28 protein-coding genes and 3 pseudogenes are annotated in these 25504 nt (G+C 37.9%); 25 read left to right on the top strand and 6 right to left on the bottom strand.

The window, feature by feature from the left end:
* Window positions 1–224 precede the first annotated feature (224 nt).
* Window positions 225–824: pseudogene (locus C7U56_RS10360) on the top strand (terminase TerL endonuclease subunit); the annotation flags it as partial.
* 51 nt (window positions 825–875) lie between these two features.
* Here the strand turns inward: C7U56_RS10360 and C7U56_RS10355 are convergent.
* Window positions 876–1397, bottom strand: coding sequence for a type III toxin-antitoxin system ToxN/AbiQ family toxin (locus C7U56_RS10355; RefSeq protein ID WP_107001151.1), 522 nt, complete (start codon window positions 1395–1397; stop codon window positions 876–878).
* A gap of 269 nt (window positions 1398–1666) precedes the next feature.
* On the opposite strand from C7U56_RS10355, the gene C7U56_RS10350 reads away from it, so the two are divergent.
* From C7U56_RS10350 to C7U56_RS16135, 13 genes and pseudogenes are all read left to right on the top strand, one after another.
* A complete protein-coding gene (locus C7U56_RS10350) occupies window positions 1667–1894 on the top strand; it encodes a hypothetical protein (protein ID WP_420867023.1) in 228 nt (75 codons plus the stop codon).
* A gap of 142 nt (window positions 1895–2036) precedes the next feature.
* Window positions 2037–2441: an SH3 domain-containing protein gene (locus C7U56_RS10345; protein ID WP_107001150.1), complete on the top strand. Its 405-nt coding sequence runs from the start codon at window positions 2037–2039 to the stop codon at window positions 2439–2441.
* A gap of 167 nt (window positions 2442–2608) precedes the next feature.
* On the top strand, window positions 2609–3025 hold the full coding sequence (locus tag C7U56_RS10340) for a recombinase family protein (RefSeq protein WP_107001149.1): 417 nt from the start codon (window positions 2609–2611) through the stop codon (window positions 3023–3025).
* Between the two features lie 218 nt (window positions 3026–3243).
* Window positions 3244–3822: a recombinase family protein gene (locus C7U56_RS16235; protein ID WP_420867022.1), complete on the top strand. Its 579-nt coding sequence runs from the start codon at window positions 3244–3246 to the stop codon at window positions 3820–3822.
* A 57-nt stretch (window positions 3823–3879) separates the two neighbouring features.
* Window positions 3880–4296: a recombinase zinc ribbon domain-containing protein gene (locus C7U56_RS16230; RefSeq protein ID WP_338108861.1), complete on the top strand. Its 417-nt coding sequence runs from the start codon at window positions 3880–3882 to the stop codon at window positions 4294–4296.
* Window positions 4297–4374: 78 nt separating this feature from the next.
* Window positions 4375–5562, top strand: a complete 1188-nt coding sequence (locus tag C7U56_RS10330) for a recombinase family protein (RefSeq protein WP_338108864.1) — start codon at window positions 4375–4377, stop codon at window positions 5560–5562.
* 129 nt (window positions 5563–5691) lie between these two features.
* Window positions 5692–5943 carry a single-stranded DNA-binding protein gene (locus C7U56_RS10325; protein WP_107001148.1) on the top strand — a complete coding sequence of 84 codons (252 nt, stop codon included), beginning with the start codon at window positions 5692–5694 and terminating at the stop codon, window positions 5941–5943.
* A 1-nt stretch (window position 5944) separates the two neighbouring features.
* Window positions 5945–7075, top strand: a complete 1131-nt coding sequence (locus C7U56_RS10320) for a DNA cytosine methyltransferase (protein WP_107001147.1) — start codon at window positions 5945–5947, stop codon at window positions 7073–7075.
* A 13-nt stretch (window positions 7076–7088) separates the two neighbouring features.
* Window positions 7089–9710, top strand: coding sequence for an ATP-binding protein (locus C7U56_RS10315; RefSeq protein ID WP_181357226.1), 2622 nt, complete (start codon window positions 7089–7091; stop codon window positions 9708–9710).
* A 1-nt stretch (window position 9711) separates the two neighbouring features.
* Window positions 9712–11733, top strand: coding sequence for a hypothetical protein (locus tag C7U56_RS10310; protein WP_107001145.1), 2022 nt, complete (start codon window positions 9712–9714; stop codon window positions 11731–11733).
* A gap of 466 nt (window positions 11734–12199) precedes the next feature.
* A complete protein-coding gene (locus C7U56_RS10305; RefSeq protein WP_107001144.1) occupies window positions 12200–12955 on the top strand; it encodes a 4Fe-4S binding protein in 756 nt (251 codons plus the stop codon).
* A 255-nt stretch (window positions 12956–13210) separates the two neighbouring features.
* Window positions 13211–13480 (top strand): annotated as a pseudogene (locus C7U56_RS16395) (zinc-ribbon domain-containing protein).
* 6 nt (window positions 13481–13486) lie between these two features.
* Window positions 13487–13636 (top strand): zinc-ribbon domain-containing protein, encoded by a 150-nt coding sequence (locus tag C7U56_RS16135; protein ID WP_338108860.1) that lies wholly within the window; start codon window positions 13487–13489, stop codon window positions 13634–13636.
* A gap of 66 nt (window positions 13637–13702) precedes the next feature.
* Here C7U56_RS16135 and C7U56_RS10295 read toward each other — a convergent pair whose 3' ends face one another.
* Entirely contained in the window at window positions 13703–14041 is a 339-nt protein-coding gene (locus C7U56_RS10295; protein WP_107001143.1) for a winged helix-turn-helix transcriptional regulator, read from the bottom strand.
* Window positions 14042–14161: 120 nt separating this feature from the next.
* Between C7U56_RS10295 and C7U56_RS10290 the strand changes: the two genes are divergently transcribed.
* Window positions 14162–14398 carry a hypothetical protein gene (locus tag C7U56_RS10290; protein WP_107001142.1) on the top strand — a complete coding sequence of 79 codons (237 nt, stop codon included), beginning with the start codon at window positions 14162–14164 and terminating at the stop codon, window positions 14396–14398.
* 303 nt (window positions 14399–14701) lie between these two features.
* Here C7U56_RS10290 and C7U56_RS10280 read toward each other — a convergent pair whose 3' ends face one another.
* Window positions 14702–15187, bottom strand: a complete 486-nt coding sequence (locus tag C7U56_RS10280; protein WP_107001141.1) for an entericidin EcnA/B family protein — start codon at window positions 15185–15187, stop codon at window positions 14702–14704.
* Between the two features lie 156 nt (window positions 15188–15343).
* On the opposite strand from C7U56_RS10280, the gene C7U56_RS10275 reads away from it, so the two are divergent.
* The 10 genes and pseudogenes from C7U56_RS10275 to C7U56_RS16020 all read left to right on the top strand — a co-directional run.
* Window positions 15344–16018, top strand: coding sequence for a response regulator transcription factor (locus tag C7U56_RS10275; RefSeq protein WP_107001140.1), 675 nt, complete (start codon window positions 15344–15346; stop codon window positions 16016–16018).
* Window positions 16015–17367 carry a sensor histidine kinase gene (locus tag C7U56_RS10270; protein ID WP_107001139.1) on the top strand — a complete coding sequence of 451 codons (1353 nt, stop codon included), beginning with the start codon at window positions 16015–16017 and terminating at the stop codon, window positions 17365–17367. Before C7U56_RS10275 ends, C7U56_RS10270 begins: the two co-directional genes overlap by 4 nt.
* Window positions 17367–17492, top strand: a complete 126-nt coding sequence (locus C7U56_RS16320) for a DUF6040 family protein (RefSeq protein WP_243023761.1) — start codon at window positions 17367–17369, stop codon at window positions 17490–17492. Before C7U56_RS10270 ends, C7U56_RS16320 begins: the two co-directional genes overlap by 1 nt.
* A gap of 164 nt (window positions 17493–17656) precedes the next feature.
* The gene (locus C7U56_RS15685) at window positions 17657–17833 is read left to right on the top strand and encodes a DUF6019 family protein (protein WP_021939191.1); all 177 of its coding nucleotides are present in this window, start codon (window positions 17657–17659) and stop codon (window positions 17831–17833) included.
* A gap of 24 nt (window positions 17834–17857) precedes the next feature.
* A complete protein-coding gene (locus C7U56_RS10265) occupies window positions 17858–18547 on the top strand; it encodes a response regulator transcription factor (RefSeq protein ID WP_107001138.1) in 690 nt (229 codons plus the stop codon).
* The gene (locus tag C7U56_RS10260; protein WP_107001137.1) at window positions 18523–19788 is read left to right on the top strand and encodes a sensor histidine kinase; all 1266 of its coding nucleotides are present in this window, start codon (window positions 18523–18525) and stop codon (window positions 19786–19788) included. Before C7U56_RS10265 ends, C7U56_RS10260 begins: the two co-directional genes overlap by 25 nt.
* Before the next feature lie 113 nt (window positions 19789–19901).
* Window positions 19902–20576 carry an ABC transporter ATP-binding protein gene (locus tag C7U56_RS10255; RefSeq protein WP_107001136.1) on the top strand — a complete coding sequence of 225 codons (675 nt, stop codon included), beginning with the start codon at window positions 19902–19904 and terminating at the stop codon, window positions 20574–20576.
* Window positions 20573–23017, top strand: coding sequence for an ABC transporter permease (locus C7U56_RS10250; protein WP_107001135.1), 2445 nt, complete (start codon window positions 20573–20575; stop codon window positions 23015–23017). The genes C7U56_RS10255 and C7U56_RS10250 overlap by 4 nt, the downstream gene beginning before the upstream one ends.
* 266 nt (window positions 23018–23283) lie before the next feature.
* The gene (locus tag C7U56_RS10245; protein ID WP_107001134.1) at window positions 23284–23592 is read left to right on the top strand and encodes a hypothetical protein; all 309 of its coding nucleotides are present in this window, start codon (window positions 23284–23286) and stop codon (window positions 23590–23592) included.
* Window positions 23593–23614: 22 nt separating this feature from the next.
* Window positions 23615–23771 (top strand): annotated as a pseudogene (locus tag C7U56_RS16020) (IS5 family transposase); the annotation flags it as partial.
* A 78-nt stretch (window positions 23772–23849) separates the two neighbouring features.
* Here C7U56_RS16020 and C7U56_RS10235 read toward each other — a convergent pair.
* The 3 genes from C7U56_RS10235 to C7U56_RS10225 form a co-directional block, all read right to left on the bottom strand.
* Window positions 23850–24365: a GNAT family N-acetyltransferase gene (locus C7U56_RS10235; protein WP_107001133.1), complete on the bottom strand. Its 516-nt coding sequence runs from the start codon at window positions 24363–24365 to the stop codon at window positions 23850–23852.
* Between the two features lie 53 nt (window positions 24366–24418).
* Window positions 24419–24862, bottom strand: a complete 444-nt coding sequence (locus tag C7U56_RS10230; RefSeq protein WP_107001132.1) for a GNAT family N-acetyltransferase — start codon at window positions 24860–24862, stop codon at window positions 24419–24421.
* Between the two features lie 79 nt (window positions 24863–24941).
* Window positions 24942–25478 carry an LOG family protein gene (locus tag C7U56_RS10225; RefSeq protein WP_107001131.1) on the bottom strand — a complete coding sequence of 179 codons (537 nt, stop codon included), beginning with the start codon at window positions 25476–25478 and terminating at the stop codon, window positions 24942–24944.
* Window positions 25479–25504 lie beyond the last annotated feature (26 nt).

Raw genomic sequence — 25504 nt, 5'->3', positions numbered from 1 at the left:
CAATTTCAGAAAAAACAGATTGACTTGAAATCTTACTCGCGTAATAATTGAAATATTACAAGAGTAAAATTTGGAGATGGCAACAAAAAGAAAAGAACCAGAATCACAACGGATTAGCTGGTTCCTTTACTCGTTTGAATTACCTCTTTTATGTATAAGTGCTAAGAGGTATTCAATTGCTGGAAGAATCTCGGCTGCCTCTTGCTCATCACATTCCTGTAGCATCAATAACATCAGATATCACGGCATTTGTACTTGTGTTTCCACCGAGAAATGATGAAGAGAAATACATCATTTTACCATACTGTTGGATACCGGAAGATAATATGAGACTCCGTGTCAGAAGGGACCATGTTCCTTATGATGTGTGGACAGCAGAAGGGTGTCTTGAAACTACGGAAGGAAATGTCATTCATTATGGTTTTATAGAGAAATTTATAGAGGAACTTGGAACGAAGTACCATATAAAAGAAATTGCTTTCGACCGTTGGGGAGCAACGCAAATGGTACAGGATTTGGAAGGAATGGGATTTACTGTTGTTCCTTTCGGGCAGGGGTACAAAGATATGAGTCCGCCAACGAAGGAACTTATGAAGCTGACACTTGAGGAGCGAATTGCCCACGGTGGGCATAAGGTTCTTCGTTGGATGATGGACAACGTGTATGTCAGACAAGACCCTGCCGGAAATATCAAAATGGATAAAGAAAAATCCACAGAGAAAATTGATGCTGCAGCCGCAACCGTCATGGCACTTGACCGTGCAATTCGTAATCAGGGCAGCGAGGGAAGTGTATATGATGGCAGGGGAATTCTTGTTTTTTAAGAAAGAAAACCTCTCCGGCAGATGGAGAGGTTTGAAGGATCATGGTTTTGTTTATGTATCGGAATAAGAACTGCATTTTTCTTCCAGCATTTTGAAATTACAGCATCTTGCAGCAAGGGAAGAATCCGGCTTGGCAATGCACTTCTGGTATAATTTCAGGGCTTTGTTTTGCAGAGTGTCCTGAACATTGTCAATCAGGGCTTTTTCTTTCTGGAGAAGGTAAACATAGTCGGTTTTTTCCTTTTCGTTGCTGAAAGAACGGAAACTTCCTACCTGATTATATTTTAACTGAGTAAGGCAGTTATCAGGAACCGGAATCATATTATTGATATTTAATACCGCATAAAGATATCCGGTGGATTCATCCTGGAGTTTGTGGAAATCCAGACTGTTGGACATCTTCTGATGTTTTGGTTTTGCAGAGGAAATAGGGACATAGTAGTGGAAATCTCCGATAGTAAGAAGAATTCCCACATGGAGTTTCAAACGTTCCCCATACTCCACATATCCGACACGGGAATCAAACTGTGTCAGGTAATTTATGTATATTTTATCGGCAACGAACCAATCCATAGAGCCTCCTGAAAAGTAAAAAAGCGGGTGGATTACTCCACCCACTGCTGTTAACCGATTGTTTTAATTGGACAATCTAACCGCTTTTAAACGAGCATTTTAACTGGACGCTCTAACTGCTGCACAGATATTTCTATCTGTGTTTTTATTATATGCAATTTACAGCAAAAAATCAATGCCTTTAATTGCTAAATTTTTATGAATTTTTTCGATGTTTATAGATTCGATTTTATCACAGGCAGATACAAAAAGAAAGAGAGGGATAGCAGATGGGAATAAAAAGTTTGTTTGGTTTCGGTCAGGCGAGGGATAAGCCTGTACGGAATTACAGCAATGGTGAGTATTCGTTCAATTTCGGACGAAGCACCAGCGGAAAGAGCGTCAATGAAATGACAGCCATGCAGACTACTGCAGTTTATGCATACACCACAGTTTGGTATCAGGGCACAGGTTCAGCATTTGAAAGCCTATGCTTCCACAGTGGATTTGAAGTATAAATGCGTTGATCCGCGATTTAAGTATGTCACAAGAGGCTGTGCTGAATATGTGTAGTGGCTTGGACAGAAAGAAAATCCAGATGGAAGGGGATGGGCAGCAGGAGCCGGATATGGTGCAAAGATTATTACAATCTTAAATGCCATGATTGGAATTAAGAACGAGACAGCAGAAGCGGAAGAAGTCTGGTATCGTGTGCGTAAGACATGGGCGGATGCTGCTACACAGAAGGGGGCATTCCATAGTTTGGAAAATGCCAAGAGGTGTGCAGATGAAAATGAGGGATATTCCGTATTTGATGAATCCGGTAAAGTGATTTATTCCAATGCTACATTCACACCGTATCTTGTGAGAGTATCTATCGAAGATTTGAACATCCGCAAGGGTCCGGGAACAGACTACGACAAAACAGGTAAGTACACCGGAAAAGGTGCTTTCACTATTGTGGAAGAAGCAGAAGGCAAGGGTGCGAGCCTTTGGGGGCTTCTGAAATCTTATCAGAAAAATCGTGATGGATGGATTTCAATGGATTATGCCGAGAAGGTTTAGAAGCAAGCCGGACAGAGACAACAGGTTTCTGTCCGGCTGCTTTTTTCGGTTCCTGACAAGTTTGGGCAGAGTGAAAAAAGAGTGGGTGGAAACCGTAGAATTGCTTGACTTTACAGGGGTTTAGAGTGATTTATACACTACCAAAAACGAAAGGAGTACTTATTTATATGGTGAATGCAGGAACGATAAATAGGGTGGCTTTTTACTGCAGAGTCAACCATCGTGACAGAGACTATGAAAAATATCTGGACGATGTAATGAGGCGGTTGGAAGAAGAATATGGAAAACAGAAATGGGATTTGCAGATATTCTTTGAGGAAGCTTCAGGAGCCGACCCGAACAGAAAAGAATTTAATCGTCTGAAAGCGGAAATCGCAGCAAAGAAGATAGATGTGGTGGTTACCATGAGGGCTGCCACGATTGCCCGTAACTGGGGACAGTTTATGGAGTTCATGCTGATTTGCAGTAAGAAAAATGCGGATGTGGTGTGCATTGACAAGGTAGAAGATGCACAGGCCATTTTCCGAAGAATTCATGAGTTTAAGAAAAGGTTTTTTGAAGGAAGTGATGTAACGTGCGAGTAAAAGTGATTAACAAACGACCAGCTTCGGTCTTACAAAAGAAAAGGGTTTGTGCTTATGCCAGAGTTTCCACAGACAGCAGAAGACAGGAAGACTCTCTTGAAAACCAGATGGAAACCTATGAGAGACTGATTACTGGAAATCCGGAATATAAATTTATCGGAGTATTTGCTGATTAGGGTATATCCGGCTATTGTGAAAACCGCCCACAGTTCCAGAGAATGATGGAGAAGGCAAGGGCAGGAGAAATTGATTTAATTATTACAAAATCCATATCGAGATTTGCAAGAAATACCGTCACCGTTCTAAAGTTCGCAAGGGAACTGAAAGAACTGGGTGTCGGTAATTTTTTTGAAGAACAGAACATTAACACTCTATCAGGGGACGGTGAAATGATGCTTGCCGTCCTCGCTTCTTTTGCACAGGAAGAAAGCAGAAGCATGAGTGAAAACACTAAATGGTCCATTCGGAAGAAGTTTGAGAGAGGGGAAGTGATGATTACCACCTCTCGTTTCCTCGGTTATGATAAAAACGAATATGGAGATTTGATTGTGAACCGAAAGGAAGCGGAAATTGTCAGTCTGACTTTTGACCTTTATCTGATGAATGTTGGCTCGTCAAGGATTGGGGAACTGCTTGATTACCTGGGCGTGAAAATGGTGACGGGAACTACATGGGAAAGTGGGACCATCAACGGGATGCTTTGCAATGAAAAGTACAAAGGGGATTTCCATCTGCAGAAGTATTATACCCCTGAAAACAAAAGAAACTATACAAGGAAAAACAACGGGGAAGTGTAGAGTTATTACATTTCGGAAAACTACGAGCCAATCGTAACGCCTGAGGTATGGGAAAAGGTGCAGGAAGTCAGGGAACAGCGGAAGCGTGACAGGAATATCGGACAGGACAGCACAATGAAGTTCCAGAACCGCTATCCCTTAAGCGGAATGCTGATTTGCCCTTACTGCGGAAAAACGCTCCGGCGCAGACAGGTTTACAAGAAGAAAATTCAATGGCTCTGCAGCACCTACATTGAAAAGGGAGTCAAGGCGTGTAAAGGGATACGAATTGATGATGCAGAATTGCAGGGATTGAATATTGCGGAACAGACAGTAGTTGAGGAGGTGATTAAAAATGGCAAGAAGCATTACTGTTATACCAGCAAAGCAGATTTCGACTGCGGAATCAGGAACAGCACAGTCAGTGCAGAAATTGAAAATGGCAGCGTACTGCCGAGTGTCAACCGACCAAGAAGAACAGTTATTAAGCTATGAGAATCAGGTCAATTATTACACAAATTATATTAGCAAAATCCTCTTTATGAATATGTAGGGACTTATGCGGATGAAGGAATTTCGGGAATCAATACCAAAAAGAGGGATGAATTCAACCGCATGATTGCTGATTGCAGGGCGGGGAAAATAGACATGATTATTACTAAGTCCATTTCCCGATTTGCAAGAAATACGCTGGACTGCTTGAACTATGTGCGAGAATTGAAAGATTTGGGGATAGGGATTATTTTTGAAAAGGAAAATATCAATACCCTCGATGCAAAGGGCGAAGTGCTGCTGATCATTCTTTCCTCACTGGCACAGGATGAGAGCCGGTCCATTTCAGAGAACTGCACATGGGGAATTCGTAGAAGGTTTGAAACAGGAAAACACAAAATGAGTACAAAGCGTTTTCTTGGCTACGATACGGATGAAACGGGGAAGCTGGTAATCAACAGGACACAGGAGCCGATTGTAATTCGGTTGTATCAGGAATTCATGGACGGAAAAACAACCGATTACATCAAGAGGATTTTTGAACGAGAAGGCGTGAAAAATTGGGATGGCGGTACGAAGTGGCAGTCCACAACCTTAATGAGTATGTTGGAAAATGAAAAATACAAGGGTGATGCCTTGCTGCAGAAAAGTTATACGGTGGATTTCCTCACCAAGAAACGGACGCAGAACAAAGGGAAAATTCAGATGTTTTATGTGGAGGATGACCATGATGCCATCATTTCAAAGCGGATATGGGAATGTGTACAGCTTGAAATAAAACGCAGGAAAAAGTATCTGGAGGAGCATGGGACAAACTCCTATTCCCACCGGCCGGAAAGCAATCCATTTGCATCCAAGATAATTTGCGGAGACTGTAATAAAGTATTTGCACGGAAAGGCTGGCGGAGCAGCACAGGTGTTGACCGGAAGGTATGGCAGTGCAGTGAGCGGTACAAGGTTAAGGGTGTGGTAGGCTGCACTAACCGACATGTAGAGGAGGAGACGTTGGTAAAAGCGTATTTATTGGCTTGGAACGCATTGGTTGAGAACCGAGAAAGCTTTCTAGAATGGTGGCAGAAGCAAATACAAGGAGAGGATTTGTTGGCCGGATATCGGGCGGAGAAGTTTATGGAGTACACGGATGGAGTAGAGCCGCTAGTGGAAATGGATACGAACTTTATGTTGAAGATATTGGATCATATAAAGGTGTTTGAGGATGGAGTGCTGGTGGTGGTGTTCTTGGATGGGACGGAGATTGAGTGCAAATAAATATGAAAAACAGAAGTGTATAAAGTCATTCCATATTTATTTACAAAAGGAACTGGTGCTTTCCGTTGCAGTATGTTATAATTGTTGTCAACAACATTGTTTACAACGATGAATAAGCGGAGGAAGAAAATGTCTGATGTCAATAAATTATTAGAGAGAGCAATATATGAAATAGATTTTGTTGAGGTGGATGAAATATTTTTGGTTAAAGATTTGTTCAAAGGCTATGAGTGGAAACGCATTCCACGAAGTGACAGATTGTTGCTAGGAACTTTATTCTTGAATTATGTAAATACCGTTTCTGGAGTAATAAAACCGATTGAAAAGACGTCTTCTAATCAGCAGCAATATAAAAAAATAGCAGATAGGATTGAGAAATAAAATGCCAAATATAGTGATATTTTCATTTTTTTCGGGTGTGGGAATTTTAGATTTAGCATTTGAAAAAAATGGTTATGAAATAGTGTTTGTAAATGAGTATGAAAGTTGTTTTATGGAGGCATATAGGTTTTCTAGAAGAAACTTACTAATAAAAGAGCCTCGTTTAGGATATTCAAATAAAAGTGCTTTGGTTTATACAAAGGGTAAAAATAAGCAGAAATTAATAAGAATGATTCAAGAAGAAAAAGCAGCAGGCAATGTTGTTGGATTTATTGGAGGACCTCCCTGTCCAGATTTTTCGATAGGAGGAAAGAATAGAGGTGCATCGGGGAAAAACGGAAGATTAACAAAAACGTATTTTGATTTGATTGTTAGATGCAAACCGGATTTTTTTCTATTTGAAAATGTGAAGGGACTTGTAAAAACGGAAAAGCATAGAAGGTTTTACAATGAAATGAAAATGAAAGTAACGCATAGTGGTTATGTAATATCTGATAAGGTTGTGAATGCTTTAAGTTATGGGGTTCCGCAGTTTAGAGAGAGAATTTTAATGGTGGGATTTTGGGGAAATGATTTTAGAAGAAAAGGAGTGCTTAATGTTGACGAGAGAAACTACTTTAGCTTTCCGTGGGAGAAATATAAACAATTTGACATAGAAAAAATTCTAAGCTTAAATTGGCCGGTTGCTGAAGAATTTAAGGAAAATAGTAAGCGAGATTTTGTGTATGACGTACCGGAATCGTTAACAGTAGAATATTGGTTTAGGAAAAACAAGGTCACGGAACATCCAAACCAGAATAAGGTGTTTTCTGTGAAGGATGGATTAGAAAAAATCAAAAGAATATTTGAAGGTGATACAAAAAGAAAATCGTTTAAGAGACTTCATCGCTGGAAATATTCTCCAACAGCAGCATACGGAAATAATGAGGTGCATTTACACCCTTATAAAGTACGTCGATTATCAGTTGCTGAAGCAATGGCAATACAATCTTTGCCAGAAAAATTTATTTTACCTAATGATATTCCTTTGACAGCTATGTTTAAGATGATAGGAAATGGTGTTCCTTATTTGATGGCTGAATGTATAGCAAAAACACTTAAAGAACTTGTTAGTCAAGTATATGATGTGTAGAAAGGACAAAAAAATGGAGCATAAACAAATAAAAATTAGTCCAAGAGTAATTAAGCATTTAGGAAAGGATTTAATTACCACTTCCGAAGTGGCTATTATTGAGTTGATAAAAAATTCCATTGATGCTAAAGCACCAAATATAAAGCTTCTGCTTTTTGAAGATGGTAACATGTTAGGTGGGGCAGAAAAATTTTCAATTCCTGTATGCATGGATGACATATCCGAACTAGTACCCCGGTCTCTTTTGGGTGAGCCTTTGTTGATTGTTGAAGATAACGGTAAAGGTATGAATGAATTTCAACTGGAAAAAGGGTTTCTGGAAATTGGGACAGACTTGAAAAATAATAATGGTGAGACAACGTTGGGAGAAAAGGGTATCGGTAGATTGGCGGTACAACGATTAGGAAAATATTTACTGGTTGAAACTGCATCTGAATCAGAACCGTTTGCTACATTGACGTTCATTAATTGGGATGAAATAAGTAGTGCTAGTAATAGTGATTATTTTGTTCCATATAAAAAAGTAAGGAAAATGGGAGAGAGTTATACAAGATTATGGATTCTAGGAATTAATATTAGCGATTTTTTAGAAACTCCGGCTCAGATGGTATTACATTTTGATAATTCAAGTTTAGTAGTTAATAGAGAGTTAAAATCGGCTATTAATTTTTTGATTTCACCTTTTAGTAAAGTAAATAAGAAAACTACAATTCAAATGTATTATAACAATATAGAATTAGATATTGATTTTCCGGATAAAATGTTGCAACTTTCGGAGAGCATTCATAAGTTTAGAATTGTTGAAAATGGGGGAGAAATACTATTAAAGTATGAACTTAGTTTGCAACCTTGGTATATAGAGCGTGTTCATAGAGTTTTGGCGAAGCCTGAAGCATTTAAACGGCTCAAAAAAGAGCATAGATTTTATAAAGAATTGTTAGATACAAATAGAGATAGAATCGAAAATGTTCTTGTACAAGAAGTGCGTTACGATGAGTTGTTTGACTTAGTTGCACAGACATTTTATGACATGTTCGAGCTGGGTATAACAGATAAAAATATAAGAAAAGAGTTTGCGGAACAAAAAGCAAATGAATGTATGAAAGCACTAATAAAAATAGTGCCTATTTCGGGTGAAATTTTTTCGTTTAAACAGAATGCAGCAATAGGAGAGAACATAATAATTGAGTCTTTAAAAGAAATCGAAAAAGATCAGGAATATAATTTAAAAGCATTAAAGGAGTTTTTAAAGGATTATAATGGTATAAAGCTATATCGTGATGTATATAGAATCGGCTTTTTGGGAGATAAGGAAAATGACTGGATTAAACTGCAACAATTCAGGACGAAAGGTCAACAATGGTATAGATTTGATTTGGGTAATACAGTAGGATATGTTTCAGTAAGAGATCCAGAGCAGAAAAATATTCAGGAGATTAGCTCTCGACTAGATATAAATCAGAATGAAGTTTCTTATGCATTTAAGATGCTGATAGGTATTGTTTTCAATAATTTATTTTATGAATTAAACAGAAAGTCAAATGATATTATTAAAGTCTTGCTTACTGAAAATGGATTATTGGAAGATAATATATCGAAGCGTGTAAAGAAAAATTCAACGGACATTGAAAAGTTCATTATGCGTAATAAGCGAGTAATGGCTGAGATGCAGAAAATCACTAAAGAATTTAGTGGCAATATTAAAATTGAAGGTGAAAAAGCATCTATGCCAATCAGTTTGTATGAAAAGATGGAAAAGGTTTTTCAAAATGTTACAGAGCATTTTGGAGAAAACGAAAAGGTACAAAAGCAAGCAGCTAATTTATTAGTAGAAGCGGATGAACAATTAAAAGCAATAGAAGTAGAGTCTTACAACAATTACAAATTAATGGCAAATGGATTAATAACGGAGACAATTACGCATGAGTTGCATTCTATTAGTAAAACGGGTATAGATGAAAATATCGAAGAACATTTTGGCTATTTGAAGGATTACTTTGTAGCACAAAAAAACGTAAAAGTTTATAACACACATGTTTACCCGATTCAAACAAGTTATTCAATTGTTGCAGGAAAAATGAATGATGTGGCGAATTTATATTCTTTTCTAGAGAATACGTTTATCAAAAAAGGTACTTACGATGAATTTATACTTCAACAAATACAAGTAGTTGTAAAAAACATAGAAGAAAATCTGGTAAAAACAATCAAGGATAATGACATTAATATAGTTTGCAAAACAGAAGGTTTATCGTGGTTTGTTCCTAAAGGCGTTTTAATACATGTTTTTTACAATTTGTTTAATAATTCAATTTACTGGATTGATAAAAGAAGAAAATTTGCGGAGGTAGATAATGTATATGAGTATTCGGAAAGGGATCAGATAACAGTAGAACCATATGGAAGTGATATCGTGGTATACGATACAGGAACAGGTGTAATTAAAACGATGGAGGATATTTTGTTCGAACCTCTAGAATCTGGTAAGCCAAATCATGAAGGCAGGGGAATGGGGTTATATATAGTGAAGAAAATATTAAATTCATTCAATGCAAATATCGAATTACTATCTGAACGAAATTCATATGGTAATCGTTATAAATTCCTTATATCTATGGTAGATGAGGAGGGTTAAAATGGCTATAACATATGATAAATTTTTTAGAATTACGAACTGCGATACTATCATATTTTTAGAAGATGATTTTGCGTTTAAAAATAGCAAAGAAAGCCTTTTTTATGGACTGGCAAGATTAAATGGTAATAGTCGAGAAAGATTGTATGTTGAATTAAAGGATGCAGGCGCAGATTTTGTAGATGAATTGCAGGAATATAGTGCCACTGTGAGTGGTTATATAGAGGCTATTGATTGGGAAAATGAGATACCTAGGGATGATATTGAAACGTTGTTCTCAATTATTGAAGGAGGCGGTCAAGATGGTGGCCTCATAGGAGTAAAACTGCGAAAAAATTATGCAAATATTGACGTAAAGGACATGGTAAAGTTTGCTTCAATATTGAATCAATACGGGTTGGGTGTTCAGATTCCAAGTTATTTTGAACAAATCTTCAATGATTATATTTATAATGATGGTGAATGGAAAAAATACAAGATATATACAAATTTTAACGCAAAAACGAAAGATTCCTTTGCGAAGGACTTGAATGAGTATGGCCAAGCGAATAAAACGATAATATGTATCATTGATAATCAGTTGGAAGAAGAACAAAGAGCTAATGAAATTCTACAAGAAATTGAACAAATTAATGAGAATGGTAGAAAAAATATTGTTGCTGCTATTTTGAGTTCTAAAGAAAAGGAAGAAAAAATTAGCAGTAAAGTTTTTGCAGAGCATGTGTCAAAGGATGCACCAGATGGTTTGCAGATTGCATTGGCTAAGAGTGCATATAGTTTGCTACTATTCAAGTTGAAGAATGTATATCAGAAGATATTAGAAGAAGCTTTTGATGACGCTATAGTAAACAAGGACATTGCATACTATTTTGCTAAGATGGCATCTAATGAAGGTGTTACAAATTATAAGGTAGTAACGGATTGGCTCAATTTACTATTTCAATATAAACTTAACGTAAATAATGAAATATTTGATATTATAAGGCTTACTCAAATGATGGATATATTGAATGATGAAGATATTCAATATTCAAGTGAAATGCAAAAATTGAATACATTTGAAGCGTTTGATTTAAGCATTAATCAATATTACCAACCTCCGGCTGCCGGCGATATTTTTAGAGATAGTAACGGGAATTATTATATTCTTGTAGGACAAGATTGCGATCTAATGATTAGCCAATCGCGTAGTGGAAATAACGCTGTGATAGAATTGGTTAAGGCTTCGGTTGTTAGTCAAAAGGATATTGAAAAATATGAGAAAAATTTGGAGTATATGTATGTTAATAATTTTAGGGAGTCCGATACAGAGCAGCCGAAAGGGTTAGAAATCAAATATTCATCAAGGGTATATCTTGATAATGTAGTTATACGATTATGTTGTTTTAATAAAGACGGAAAATGTAAAATAAGTTTAAACGAAAAACTTGATCCTGTAATACAGGATATAATATCGCCATACTTGTGTGATACATATGTAAAAATCCAACAGTTTTTGAGAAATATAGATGAACTTAAACAAACAGTTGGTGATAAAATGAATGCGGTTCTGGAGTCGGAATTTTCGCCGCGATTAACATCTATCGTGCATTATGAAAAAGATCAAGATGGTTGCATAGAATATCCGTATAGAAGAATTGGCCGATTGAACAGAAGCTATGTATTGTATTTGTATAAATTGTTCTTAGAATACAGAGGGAGACATCCGTTTGATTGTATTAATTTGACACGCCATGCAAGCTTAACAATACCTGTGGTTGGCAGTAATATAGAACTTCCGATAGAAGTGATTTTGTCCACGAATCGGGAGGATAATAGAAAACACTATTGCAAAAAATTAGATTGGTATATATATCCAAACAATTTAGAACAGGTAATAAAGGAATTATTTAATGAAGCTGTTCAAATAAAAGATTCGAAGTTACTTGTTTTGACAGATAGTGAAAATAACATAGAATGTACTGGTAATAAAAAGATAATCCTTACTAAAACTAAAAAAGGTGTACAACTTCAGTTGAAGTGACATGCAATAAGTGTCGAGATGCTCTCTATAGTGGGGAGGTTTACCTATCCCCACTATAGAGATAGAAATAATTTCGCAAAAGCTACCAGTTTCGCTATTTAGTATAAGAAGTAACTTTCACCGCATGTGGAGACGGTAGTCTTGATGTCAAGAAAATAAAATCAAGTGCCAGAAAGCGGTGTATTTCCGGGCTTTTTCGGAGGGTTGGATTTGAAGCCAGACTTCCGAAAAAGCTCGGTTTTCTTATATTGAAACATATCTACTGCAAAAAGTGTGTCAGGTTGTAACCTCGGATTAGATGTCACGATTTGAGACAGTGGATTAGATGTCAGGCATTTTGGGATGATTTTTGGAAAATGAAAACGGATGACAACCAATCCGGCAACTCGACCATTTTGGGTGTTTGTAGGCAATGGGATAGATGTGAAGGAAAAGCAGATTAAATCGGAGGTCAGAAAAATATAAAATGAACAAATATAGAATTATTTTTAGCCCAACAGGTGGAACTGAAAAGGTAGCAAATACGATGACAAAATTCTGGAATGAAGTGAAAGACATAGACCTTTCAAAAACAGATTTGGATTTTAGTTCCATTTCATTAACAAAAGAAGACATAGCTGTGATTGCAATGCCTTCTTTTGGTGGAGTAGCACCACAGCTTGCATTAGATCGGCTTGCGAAGATGAAAGGTAATCAGTGTAAGTGTGTGATTGTTGCTGTATACGGAAACAGAGCATATGAGAATACGCTTGTACAGATGGAAGATTATGCTGTTAAAGCAGGTTTTCATGTGATTGCAGCTGTATCAGCAGTTGCGGAGCATTCTATTTTGCATCAGTATGCGACCGGAAGACCGGATGAAAATGATGACAATCAATTAACTGAATTTGGTAATCAAATATTAGAAAAAACGGGAAGTGGTAATGAATCTACGCCAAGCATTCTGGGGAATAGACCATATAAAAAATCTAGTGCAGTTCTGATTCCAAAAGCAAATGCTTCATGCTCTGGTTGTGGATTATGTGCGGATAAATGCCCTGCAGGAGCAATTGACAGGAAAAAGCCAGGAATGACAGATAAAAGTAAATGTATTTCATGTATGCGGTGCGTAGCCGTATGTCCAAAGCATGCTCGGAAGGTAAGTGGCTTTATGACGGCAGTTGCGGGTATGGCAATTAAAAAGGCTTGCTCAGTCAGAAAAGAATGTGAATTGTTCATATAAATCGAAATTTATCGACAACTCCACTTATTTTATATCCTGCATATCTCCATATTTATCTTTCAGACTTTCTATTCCGCTAATTACAGAGAGGAAACATGATTGATCTGTATCCATTTCAAAAGAGAGAACATTATTAATGTCAGGCCTTTCCTGAGATTTACCCTTTACCGTTGCATGTCCAGAAGAACCCATTGTTAGGGTAAATATTAAATCGTTTTCTAAGAGCAGTGCATACCGATATGTTCCGGTGCGAGAGTGATTGCAGGGATTAACGATTTGGCGACATTAGAGCCGCTACTGGAAAAGCAGTGGTCGGAAAAGAATAAGATAAAACCGACAGAAGTTTCTATTGGTTCTCATAAGAAAGTGATTTGGAGATGAGAGAAAGGACACGAGTGGGAAGCTGCTGTTAAGAGCAGGACAATAAATAAAACAGGTTGCCCGTATTGCAGTGGGTACATACTCCTGAAAGGGTTTAACGATTTGCAGACAACACACCCTGAAATTGCTTCGGAGTGGTCGTAGAAGAACTTGCCATTGAAGCCTGATGAAGTAAATGCAAAGTCGAGGAAAAATGTCTGGTGGAGATGCAGTAAATGCGGTAACGAGTGGAAATCTGTTATCAATGCCCGTGTGAAAGGTACGGTATTGCGGTATGGAAAAATCCCATACCGCAGATAGTATGTTAGGTGAGATGGTACAAAGTTATACTGTCAGAAATAATATTTTCAAAAAAATTAGAAGATGTTAATCTGTCAGTTTGTTTTCTTCACCCCAAACACAAAGCTGATCTAACACTACCATTAGTGACTTGCCACGTTCCGAAAGACAGTATTCCACCTTGGGTGGAATTTGAGGATATTCAGTACGGATAATCAGTTTGTCAGACTCTAGTTCCTTGAGATTGGTACTTAATGTTTTATCGGAAATTGTTTTCAGATAACGCTTCAGCTCATTGAACCTTACAGTTTTAAATTCCATTAAACAATAAAGAATGACCATTTTATGTTTGCCGGAAATCAGGGACAAGGTGTAAGCAAAGCCTGTATCTTCAAAATTGGCATTTTCAATGTAGTTTTGTATCATTACACTTTCTCCTTGGATAGTACCTATCATTTTGACCAGTACTTGAAATTCTGAATTGATTGGATATAATTATAAGCAGGATAAATAATTCTGTCAATTTAATTTTAAGGAGAGATTATTATGAGAACAAAGTTGAAAATTACGGAAGGAATTTTTCCTATGCCAGTGTTGATGGTGGCAACTTATAATGAGGACAACAGTGTGAATGTAACTGCCGATGAGAGCGTTATGGTAGACGGTAAAATTGATATTTCCAAGGTAAATGCCATTGCATTTGACCCTTATGCTCATGGTTACTACAAGGTTACAGAGCGTGTGGGTGAAGCTTTCAAAGATGGGTTAAAACTGAAAAAGTAAAGCTACAGGAAAGAAAAATTGATTAAGAGAAGATTCTTTCATAAAACATAGACACAAAATTTAATATTATATGGAGAATGGCACAGGTGCTAAATTCGGTAATCATCAATAAAATAATAGCCAAGCTGGGATATATATCCATGCTTGACTACTATCTAACAGTTTGTGAAAACTAAAGAACCGCCTTGGTACGGAACCGTATGCCAGGTGGTGTGGGAGGTCGGTAGATAAAATAATTATCTACCTCCTACCCGATTTTAGAAATTAAGAAAGTTCTGCCACATTCTTGTAGCCCGGATGGAATTAATCATCAATGCCGTATTTGTTTTCCAGCGCTTCTTCTGCTAATTCCAGTTCATCTTCCAGTTTTTCAATCGCGCGTTCTCTCGCTTTGTATATCTCGAAGCTAATCTCTTTCATCTGGTAAGCATACTCAAATTCATCATCAAGTTTATCCAGTTCGTCATCAACTGCGTCTACCTGTTTTTTCAAAGCGTAGAATTGTTCGTGATTCTCAGATGCATTTGTAGATGTTTTTGCATTGTTTACACTTTTTGTTATATTACGGATATCGTTTTCATAAGAAGAGAAATCATAATCCATTTCGTTCGCATTCTCTACTGCGTTTTCTGTGTTGCTGATATTATCATCATTGTCATCTGTATTTGATGTTACAACTTCCTGTGTCTTAATTTCTATATCTTCTGCTGCTCTATTATTGGATGAAGTGCATCCTGTAAAAGCAAATATTAATGTGAGAGATAATAAAACTACTAATATTTTTTTCATAACGTGTTCTCCTTCCGTCTCTTGGATGTTTTGTTTTTGCTGTTATATGTATCATATAGGGGGAAGATTAAAAAAAGATTAAAACAAATAGTAATTTCAAAAAATGAAAAAAGGACTCTAGCACACGAAAATGATTGGTATTATAATAATTACATTATGAGATTACTGATTGTAGAAGACGAGAATGATTTAAGAAACATTGTCAAAAAAAGGCTTGTCAAGGAACATTACAGTGTAGATGCCTGTGGGGATGGTCTGGAAGCGATGGATTATATCGATATGACTTCCTACGATGGTATTATTCTTGATATCATGTTGCCGGGAAAGGACGGATATGAAATCTTAAGAGAATTAAGGCAACGAGAAGATGATACACCGGTTCTGTTACTGACAGCAAAAGACAGCATTGAAGACCGTGTCAAAGGACTGGATCTTGGTGCCGATGATTACCTGATCAAACCATTTGCATTTGAAGAACTGCTTGCAAGAATCCGTGTCATGATGCGTAGAAAGCCACAATTTACATCCAATCAACTAAAAATAGCAGATCTTATTCTGGATCGTGACACAAGAAAGGTTACAAGAGCCGGAAATGAAATTGATCTTTCTGCAAAAGAATTTATGGTTCTGGAATGTCTTATGCGCAACAAAAATATCGTAATGACAAGACAGCAGATTGAACAGAATGCGTGGGACTTTGATTTTGAAGGCGGTTCCAATGTGATCGACGTATACATTCGCTATTTGCGAAAAAAAATCGATGCACAATATGAACAAAAACTCATCCACACTGTTCGCGGTGTTGGATATGTAATGAGGGAAAACGAATGAAACAGATGACGATCAAGAAAAAAATTACGCTATGGTACACCGGAATCATCGCCGTAGTTCTTGGGACTATTCTAGTTCTCTTCCTTCTTTTTGTGGATAGGATTGGAATTTCTGCGACAGAAGAAGCAATCAGTGCCGCAGTGACCGGATTCTCTTCAAATATTAATTTTCAGGATGATTCCTTTTATCTTGACGGCGATACCGAATTTTACGATAACGGTATTATGTTTTGTATTTATGACAAAAACGGACGATTACTTTATGGAACGATTCCAGCCCAATTTCCAGAAGAAACTATCCTCATGTCGAATACACCGCGAACGATAAGCGAATCAAATCGAAAATGGATGATATATGACAGCGTTTACACTTACGGTGATGATGACGAAATGTGGGTACGAGGAATTACCTCTGTACATTCTATAGAACTTTTCATACAGACATCCGAGAAAATGCTGTTGATTGTATTCCCATTACTCATTATTCTGATCGGGGCCATCGGATATTTTATGATCAAGCAGGCATTGAGACAGGTGGATCGTATCTGCGATGAAGTTGAAAACATCAGCAATGGAAAAGATCTTTCCAAACGATTGTCTCTGCCAAAAGCAAAAGATGAATTATACGAATTGTCGAAGAAATTTAACGAAATGTTCGAGCGCTTGGAATTTTCGTTTGAGAAGGAACGTCAATTCACATCAGACGTATCCCATGAATTGCGGACTCCCGTTGCTGTTATCATTTCCCAGTGTGAGTACTTATTGGAAAATGAAAACTTATCTGCGGAAGATAAGGAAGAGATTGCAGTCATCTTAAGGCAGGCAAAACGAATGTCAAAGCTGACAAGAGAAATGTTAATGATCGCCAGAAACGAACAGGATGAGCAGCATCTGATGGAAAAACTGGATTTTGGATTATTAAGCGAACTTGTAATAGAAGAACTGCAGACAAAAGCACAGGAAAAAAATATTGAGATCACCCTGCAAAAGCAGGACGACTTATTTATGAATGGCGACCAGACATTGATTTTGCGTATGATGATGAATTTAATAACCAATGCCATCAATTACGGAAAAACAAATGGACATATTCATGTTATCCTGAAGGGCGAAAATGACCAGATTGTCGGTGAAGTGAAAGATGATGGTATTGGAATAAGTGAGGAACACCTGGACAAAATCTGGGAGCGTTTCTATCGCATAGACAAAAGCCGTTCCAGAGAAAATGGCGGTACCGGTCTCGGCCTTTCTATGGTGCGCTGGATTGTAAACCTCCACAATGGAACCATTCACGTCGAAAGTATCGAAGGTATCGGAACGAGTTTTATTTTCCGATTTCCGAAAATATAATGAGTACAGCTATCGTAATCTATTTTGGAAAATGGATAAAATCTGTCATTCCGATAAACCTCATTGTACTGTTACTACTTGGGCATGCCCTGCACCCTTGTATTTGCCCTTATCAGAGTCCATAAACGCTGGTGGGACGATATAACACAAGGGAAACAATAAGGGAAAGCTCACCTGCGATAAACCCAGTGTTTTCAATGGTTTGAGGAGAATTTAATAACAAAATATAATAGTTATTAAATCTCTTAAAACAGGTGAAATCTCAATCGAGATTGACAGAGGTAATGAAATGTTTGAAGAATTAGGAATTAGTTTTGGCACAGCACTAATCGTCTTACTTGCATTATATTTTATAATTAAATGGGCGGTCAAAAATGGAATAAAAGAAGCCTATAGGGATATTACAGGGAAAGTCACTACCGAGGATATTGAGGCAGAACAAATATGTAACGAAGAGGAAAAATAGTTAATAAAGAGAGGTGCATATGCTATGCCAGGTATACTCGTGGTTGAAGATGATGAAAATTTAAATCGTGGAATTACATTCTCACTGAAAAAATCCGGATATGAGGTTTTTTCAGCAGAATCAATGAAAAAAGCGAAAAGAATTGCAAGTGATAATAATGTGGATGTTACCATTTGTGATGTGAATCTTCCGGATGGGAATGGACTGGAATTTGTAAGGTGGATGAGATGCAATTATAAATCATACATTATTTGTCTTACAGCACTAGATCAGGAGATGGATCAGGTCATGGGATATGAAGCAGGGGCAGATGATTATATTACAAAGCCGTTTAGTCTTTCGGTACTTCTTTTGAAATTAGAAGCACATTTCCGCCGCAGACAGGAGAAAACGGAAGCCGGAAAGATGATTTCGGGAGATATCGTATTTATCGCAGGAGAAATGAAAGTCCTGATAAAGAGTCGTGAAATCAGTCTGACAAAAACGGAGTTGAAAATGCTGACTTTTTTTCTTCAGAATCCGAAACAGATTCTTTCAAAAACACAAATATTGGAAAATGTGTTTGATCTGGAAGGGGATTTTGTGGATGAAAATACAATCGCTGTCAATATCAGAAGACTCCGTGAGAAAATCGAAGACAATCCGGCTGCACCGGTCTATATAAAGAATATCAGAGGTCTTGGGTATATATGGAATCAGGAGGTAAGGCAGTGACAAAGAGATATCGCAAGAAGATCACAGTAGCGCTCTCCTTGGTTTTGCCTGTCATAGTATTGTTTGCAATATTAAATTGCTTTACCACGTATGTGTTTTATGAAGATTATAAATATAAAATGAATCTTATGACAGAGATTGCTGCAAAGGAAGAATTTTCCGGGCTGGATGCTGTTTCGGAATTGCTTAAGGATAAGGATATTGAAACTAACGAACAGGGAAGGCGATTATTGGAGCAATATGGATACTGGGGGAATAAAGGGAATGAATTTTATTCGCAATTCCGGCATCAGGTTATGGTGACCGGTGCTGTAAGCACTGTGATATGCGTGCTTCTTTTGACTTTTTTACTTTATTGGAAGAAAAAAGAAGATGCGTGTCATCAGAAAATTTTAGACCAGTTGGAAGAAATTCTGATCAGATTCCGTGAAAATAAATTTGATGATTTACTGAAAACGGAAAATCATGCAGAACTGGAAAAATTGAATGACCAGCTTGAAGCAATCGGACATCATATTCAGTTGATAAAGGAAGAAGCAAGGGCAGAAAAGGAGAACACGAAAGAAATGGTTTCTGATATTTCTCACCAGTTAAAGACACCGGTTGCAGCTTTGGATACATGTTTTAGTGTGCTGATGCAGAATGATTTAAGTGCCACAGAACAGGAGGAGTTTCGTATCCGTTGTCGGAGTGCTCTGGATGGACTGGAGACATTATTGCAGTCGCTTCTTGAAATATCCAAGATGGAAACTGGACTGATTCAGATTAATAAGAAAAAACTTCCGCTTATGGATACTGTCATATCTGCTGTGAACCGCACTTATCCTAAAGCGGATGAGAAAGAAATTGAATTCGTTTTTGACTATGAAAAAGAGCTGGAAACATGCACGATTATGCAGGATAAAAGGTGGCTTGGTGAAGCTGTGATCAACGTTCTGGATAATGCGGTCAAGTACAGTCCGTGTGGTTCAAAAATATTTATCCGGTTACAAAAAAGAAACGATCTTGTAAGAATGGAAATTGAGGATCAGGGAATTGGTATTCCGCAGAATGAGTATCACAAAATTTTTCAACGATTTTACAGAGGAAGTTCCAAGGAGGTCATGGAAAAGAGTGGTACAGGAATCGGACTTTTTCTATCGAGAGAAATTATCGAAAAACACGCAGGTACGATTACGGTAACCTCCGGCAAAAAGAAAAAAGGAAGCATGTTTGTGATTCAATTACCATATGTTGGTTAAATTTTAAGTGAGCAGAAATCTTACAATTCTGTAAGACTTCTGCTCGTTTTTTGAAAGTGAAATGAAAGATTGCCCTGATACAATTTGGATGTAAGATGAAAAGGAGGCAACACATGAGTGTGATATTAGAAACCAAGCAGCTTTGTAAGTTTTATGGCGCAGGTGAGAATCAGGTCAAAGCGGTCAATCAGGTGGACATTCAGATTGAGCGGGGAGAATTTGTCGCAATTGTTGGAAAGTCAGGTTCCGGTAAAAGTACATTACTTCATATGCTTGGAGGGCTTGATACCCCGACAAAAGGCAGTGTTACTTTAGCAGGGAAAGATTTATACAGGATGAAAGAAGATGCTCTTGCTGTTTTCCGCAGAAGAAAAATCGGATTTGTTTTTCAGGCATTTAATCTGGTTTCATCTGTTAATGTATGGGAAAATATTGTACTGCCACTGGGGCTGGATGGAAGAAAAGTGGATGAAGCGTATGTAAATGATATTATTGCAACTCTGGGGATTGAAAAGAGGATTTACAATCTGCCAAATCAGTTATCCGGAGGACAGCAGCAGAGAGTAGCGATTGCAAGAGCACTGGTGAATCGTCCGGAAATTATATTTGCAGATGAGCCGACAGGCAATCTTGATTCTAAGACCAGTGATGAGGTGATTGCACTGCTTAAAATGACAGCAAAAAAATATGGTCAGACGATTGTAATGATTACCCATGATGACGAAATCGCACAGGTCGCTGATCGCATTCTGGTGATTGAGGATGGACAGGTGGTGGATTTCAGATGAAGACAATAAGCAGGATTGCACATAGCAATGACAAAAAGAACAAGACAAGAAGTATACTGATCATGATGTCCATATGTCTGACCACGATGCTGCTTGTTATCATCAGTACTGTGGGAAATGGGGTAATTCATTTACAGAAAAGTCAGGCGGCAGGCTCATATGGAAGCAATTATGGTCTGTTTGTTTCCGCAGACGGATCGCAGTTAAAAGAAGTAAACCGCCGTGCGGAAATAGATGCTACAGGCACTATGTGCACCGAAGGTGTCATAAAAGGCAATGAAAAAGGCGGGTTTGTCTGCATGGATGAGACTGTAAAAAAAATGCTTCCCTATAATAAAGAATATGAGTTAAAGGAAGGAAAGTATCCGGAAAAAATGCAGGAAATTGCCGCAGGAAGAGCATTTTTCCGTGCAATGGGGTATGGTGATGTAAAAGTCGGGGATACGGTGACATTGGATTACCGCGCAGGGATGCAGTCAGAATATAAGCCGGAAGAATTTGTTGTCAGTGGAATCCTATATGATCGGGATGAGTATACCATCGAGGCATCTTATGTTGTTTTCGGGTCACAGGAGTTTTATGATGAGCACGTCGCAGAGAATGACAGACAGTATAATATTTATTTTACTTTAAATGATTCTGCAAATGTATCTATGAATAATATTGATTCGGTTATAAAGCAGTTTGCAGCAGCCTGTGGGATCGAAGAAAAAAACGTTATAGTCAATGATCTCTATTTGCAATGGGTCTTGCAGCCGAGTTATGAAATGATTGTGGTTTGTGGAACCCTGATCCTCGGAATCGTGCTGTTTTCCGTTGGGGTCATTTATAATATCTTCCAGGTCGGGATCGCCCAGAAGGTTCAGGAGTACGGAAAAATCAAGGCGCTGGGTGCAACCAGAAAGCAGATGAAGCAGTTGATCTTTCGTGAGGGCATTCTTCTGGCGGTTCCTTCGATACCGCTGGGGCTGCTGTTTGGCTTTCTGATTGCAAAATGCGGTTTTAACTGGCTGGTAGAACAGGGGAACCTTGTATCAACCGGAACTGGCTCTATGGGAGTTCAAAATCAGCAGGTGCCTCTGTTTTCCCTGCCTGTTATGTTTCTCTGTATTTTCGTATCATTTCTTACCGTTGCTTTGGCACTGCGTAAACCAATGAAAATTGTTTCATGGATTTCACCTATCGAAGCAACACGGTATTTAGAAAATGCAGAAACACAAAAAAAAGGAAAACGAAATGGCAGAAAAAATGTCACCGTGTTTTCTATGGCAATGGCAAATGTAACGGGTAATCCCAAAAGAACTATTGGTACTATCCTCACAATGGGTTTTTCTTGCGTATTGTTTGTGATTATCTCTAATTATGTGGGAAATATTGACACGGAGCATGAAGCACGTCTTTCCGTTAATCATGGACAATTTGAACTGCAGCTTGACTATTCTGCTGAGTATGATGAAAGATATCCGGAGAATAATCTGGATACGATTCTGACGGATGATCCATTGAATGATTCGCTGATTGAAGAAATCAAAAGCATTCCGGGAGTGACAGATGTCATGACGAGAGAGATAGTCTCTGTAAATCTGAACGGAACAAGATTTCCGGCTGATATTGTGAGTAAAAATGATTTTGATTTTATGCGCCAGGACGGGGATATTGGCTCTATGGACTATGATCAGGCGGTAAAGAATGGTGATATTTTCTTTGGCTGGTCAACGTGGATGGAACAAGATGGATATGCTCCGGGTGAATCCATTGTATTTGACTTTGAGAATGGAAGTGAAACCTATACCTATCAGGGAAAGATTGCAGGATCCTTTGTAAGCGCGGACACTTATCTTGTCATTCCAGAAGGTGTATACCGTTCCATGAATCCGAGAGGAACAGCCTATGGCTATCTGTGGGTGGACTGTGACAAAAAAGATGTGGCATCTGTGGAGCAAAATCTGAATACATTGATTTCTAATACTTCGCATATAAAAATGGGTACTTATCATGCGCAGTTACAATCTGCAGAATTCTCAGCTCGCACGATGAAGCTTGGCTGTTATCTGTTTATGGCGGTTGTAGGATTCATCGGTTTTATGAATATGGCAAACACCATGATCATGAATATTACGACAAAAAAGCAGGAATATGGTGTATTACAGGCTGTGGGTATGACAAATAAACAATTAAATTTATGTCTGCAGTTACAGGGACTGATTTTTACGGTTGGCACCATATGTGTAGCACTTGTCGTTGGTCTGCCACTTGGCTACGTGCTCTTTGCCTATGCAAAGCATAATGGGATATTTGGAATGAATGTCTATCATGTTCCAATTACACCAATTCTTGCTATGATTTTGCTGGTCAGCCTTTTGCAGATTGTGCTTTCCTGCGTTTTAAGCAGTAATCTGAAAAAGGAAACGTTGGTTGAAAGAATAAGGTATCAGGGATAGCAAGTAACCAGGCTGTCACTCGGACAATGAGTGACAGCTTGGTTTGCGAGTATACGTCAAAAGATTCTGTGCCCTTGTATTTTCCCTTATCAGAGTTCGTAAACTTATATGGGAATATATAACACAAGGGAAAAAATAAGGGAAAGCTCACCTGCGACAAATCCAGTGTTTTCAAGGGTTTGCGGAGAATTTAATAAGAAAATATAACAGTTATTAAATCTCTTAAAACAGGTGAAATCTCAATCGGAATTTGATGAGGTGATAATATGAGCAAAAGTAAGAAGTTGACAAATAGGATTATTGCTGTCCTATTGATTGTTTTGGGTCTTATATTGGGTGGCACATGGAATAGCACGAAGTATTGCATTGGAGATAAAATTTTTATCGCCTTAGGTATATCTCCTTGGTCAAATGGTTCAAGTGGAACACATTATCCTGCTATTATTGGTAGTTTTGTTATTTTGGCTGGAATAAGTATCTTGAACTTAACTTTGCAAAAGAAAACTCGTCTGTGGATTTGGACTGCTGTTATTCTATGCTTTATTTTGTTTAAGTTGTTTTTTACCTATATGTAGTAGATGATAACTTCCAGTTTGGCTTTATAAAGAGAGAGATTTAGTAGAAAACTACTTTCTCAAATTAAAAGTGTTTCGCCGAATAGCTTGACCACAACATAGCGACACGTTATGATAAACTTGCTTCCACTTTTCTGGGTTTTGTATGCATCGTCTCAATATTAATTTGGGTAAAATGAACAACTCAAAATGTTTTTCAAAGACGCTCTAGGACAATTATATCATGGGCTTTACTAAGCCTATTACAAACTGGAATTTCATAGACGCATTTGCTTTTTAAACGCAAACATTCCCTCGTTTCCATCACCGACAAAATCGTCCGGTGTATCCGGCATAGGATGTTTTTCATTAAAAAACTCCGTAATATGAAAGCCGCAGACATTCACATAAAAATGAATGTTGCGCTTATCAAAGTACGGCGTACAGGTTTCCCATACTTTCGTGTTCGGATATATTCGTTCCAATTCAAACCATATCTTCTTACCGATACCATTGCTCTGAACTCCGTTCTTTACAAAAAGCAGGTCAAGATGGTTATGCTGTGTACTCTCATTGATAACAACAACAGCACCACCCACCATTTCTCCATCGACAACGGCTTTATAGACAACAGAACCCTCCGCATTCAGCGACTGGTCAATGTCCTTTTCAGGTAGAATAACAGCAGCTGTTTTTCCGAAAGCATCTTCAAAACCTTTTTGAAATGCTTCCTGCATATCCGACTTGTATTGCGTTAATTCTTTTGGTTCTATACAAACTAATTGGAAGGTCATTTTATATCGATCTCCTCAAAAATACCGATTTTCTTAATTCTACATACTGGAAGTTATAAACATCTTTGCAAATATATCATATCTATCAACTGTACACCGCCCTCATAAATTGGGTGGTCATAATTGTCAGTAAAGAAATTGGGAATCTTGTGAGAACGAACAAACCCACATTTTTCATAAAATGGTATCGTCAATGGACTGTCACCTGTTCCAACTTGCAAAACAGAATATTCATCTGCATATTTACTGGCAAGAAAATCAATTAGTGCTTTGCCATAGCCCTTTCCCTGATTTTCCGGATCGACTGCGATATTCTTGATTTCAAGTATTCCATTACCTTCATCGGTAACAACACATTCTGCTTTTTCATCATTGTCTTCAAGCACATACATAGTACCTTTTTCAAGATAGCGCTCAACCATGCTCTCCTGTTCATCAGCTAATAACAATAATGATATAAATTGCTTTTTATTTTCGTTCACTTCTCGGATTTTCATATCCATTACTCCGTCAAATTGGAATTGATCGTGCTCTGTCTTTCGCTAATGCAACTCCATTTTACTGTGCAAACATAAGTTATGCCCGTCTCAAGATTCGCTTTATATCATCCAGATTTTCAACAAAAAAGATTCCCTCCTGTCGCTCGTTAGAAGATAATCCTTTTTCAATCATATGATTTAGAAGTGCTTTCAAATCATCGTAGTAACCGTTCAGGTTGTAGAGAATGCAGGGTGCCTCCAGATGTTTCAAAGACACCTTCGACATTACCTCTGCAATTTCCTCCAATGTTCCCGTGCCGCCCGGGAAGGCAATAAAGGCTTCTCCTAACTCAATCATTTTGTTTTTTCTCTCAGACATATCCTTAGTCACAATCAGTTTTGTCAGTCCATCATGTTGAAACTCATTTTCAATAAAAAAATTCGGCTCAACACCCGTAACATCACCGCCTGCCTTCAATACACTGTCTGCCAATGCTCCCATTAAACCACCTTTAGAACCACCGTAAACAAGTGCATTTCCACTGTTTCCAATCCATGCCCCCAATTCCTCAACTGCTTTTCGTAAGCATGGGTCATTTCCTTCGTTTGCCCCAAGATAAACTGTTATATTCATTAAAAATTTCCTCCTACAACTTCCGA

It is taken from the genome of Clostridium fessum, assembly GCF_003024715.1.
In the GTDB taxonomy this organism is placed as follows: Bacteria; Bacillota; Clostridia; order Lachnospirales; family Lachnospiraceae; genus Otoolea; species Otoolea fessa.
Note: the sequence above shows the minus strand (reverse complement) of the source record. Positions and strands in the feature narration are given on the sequence as shown.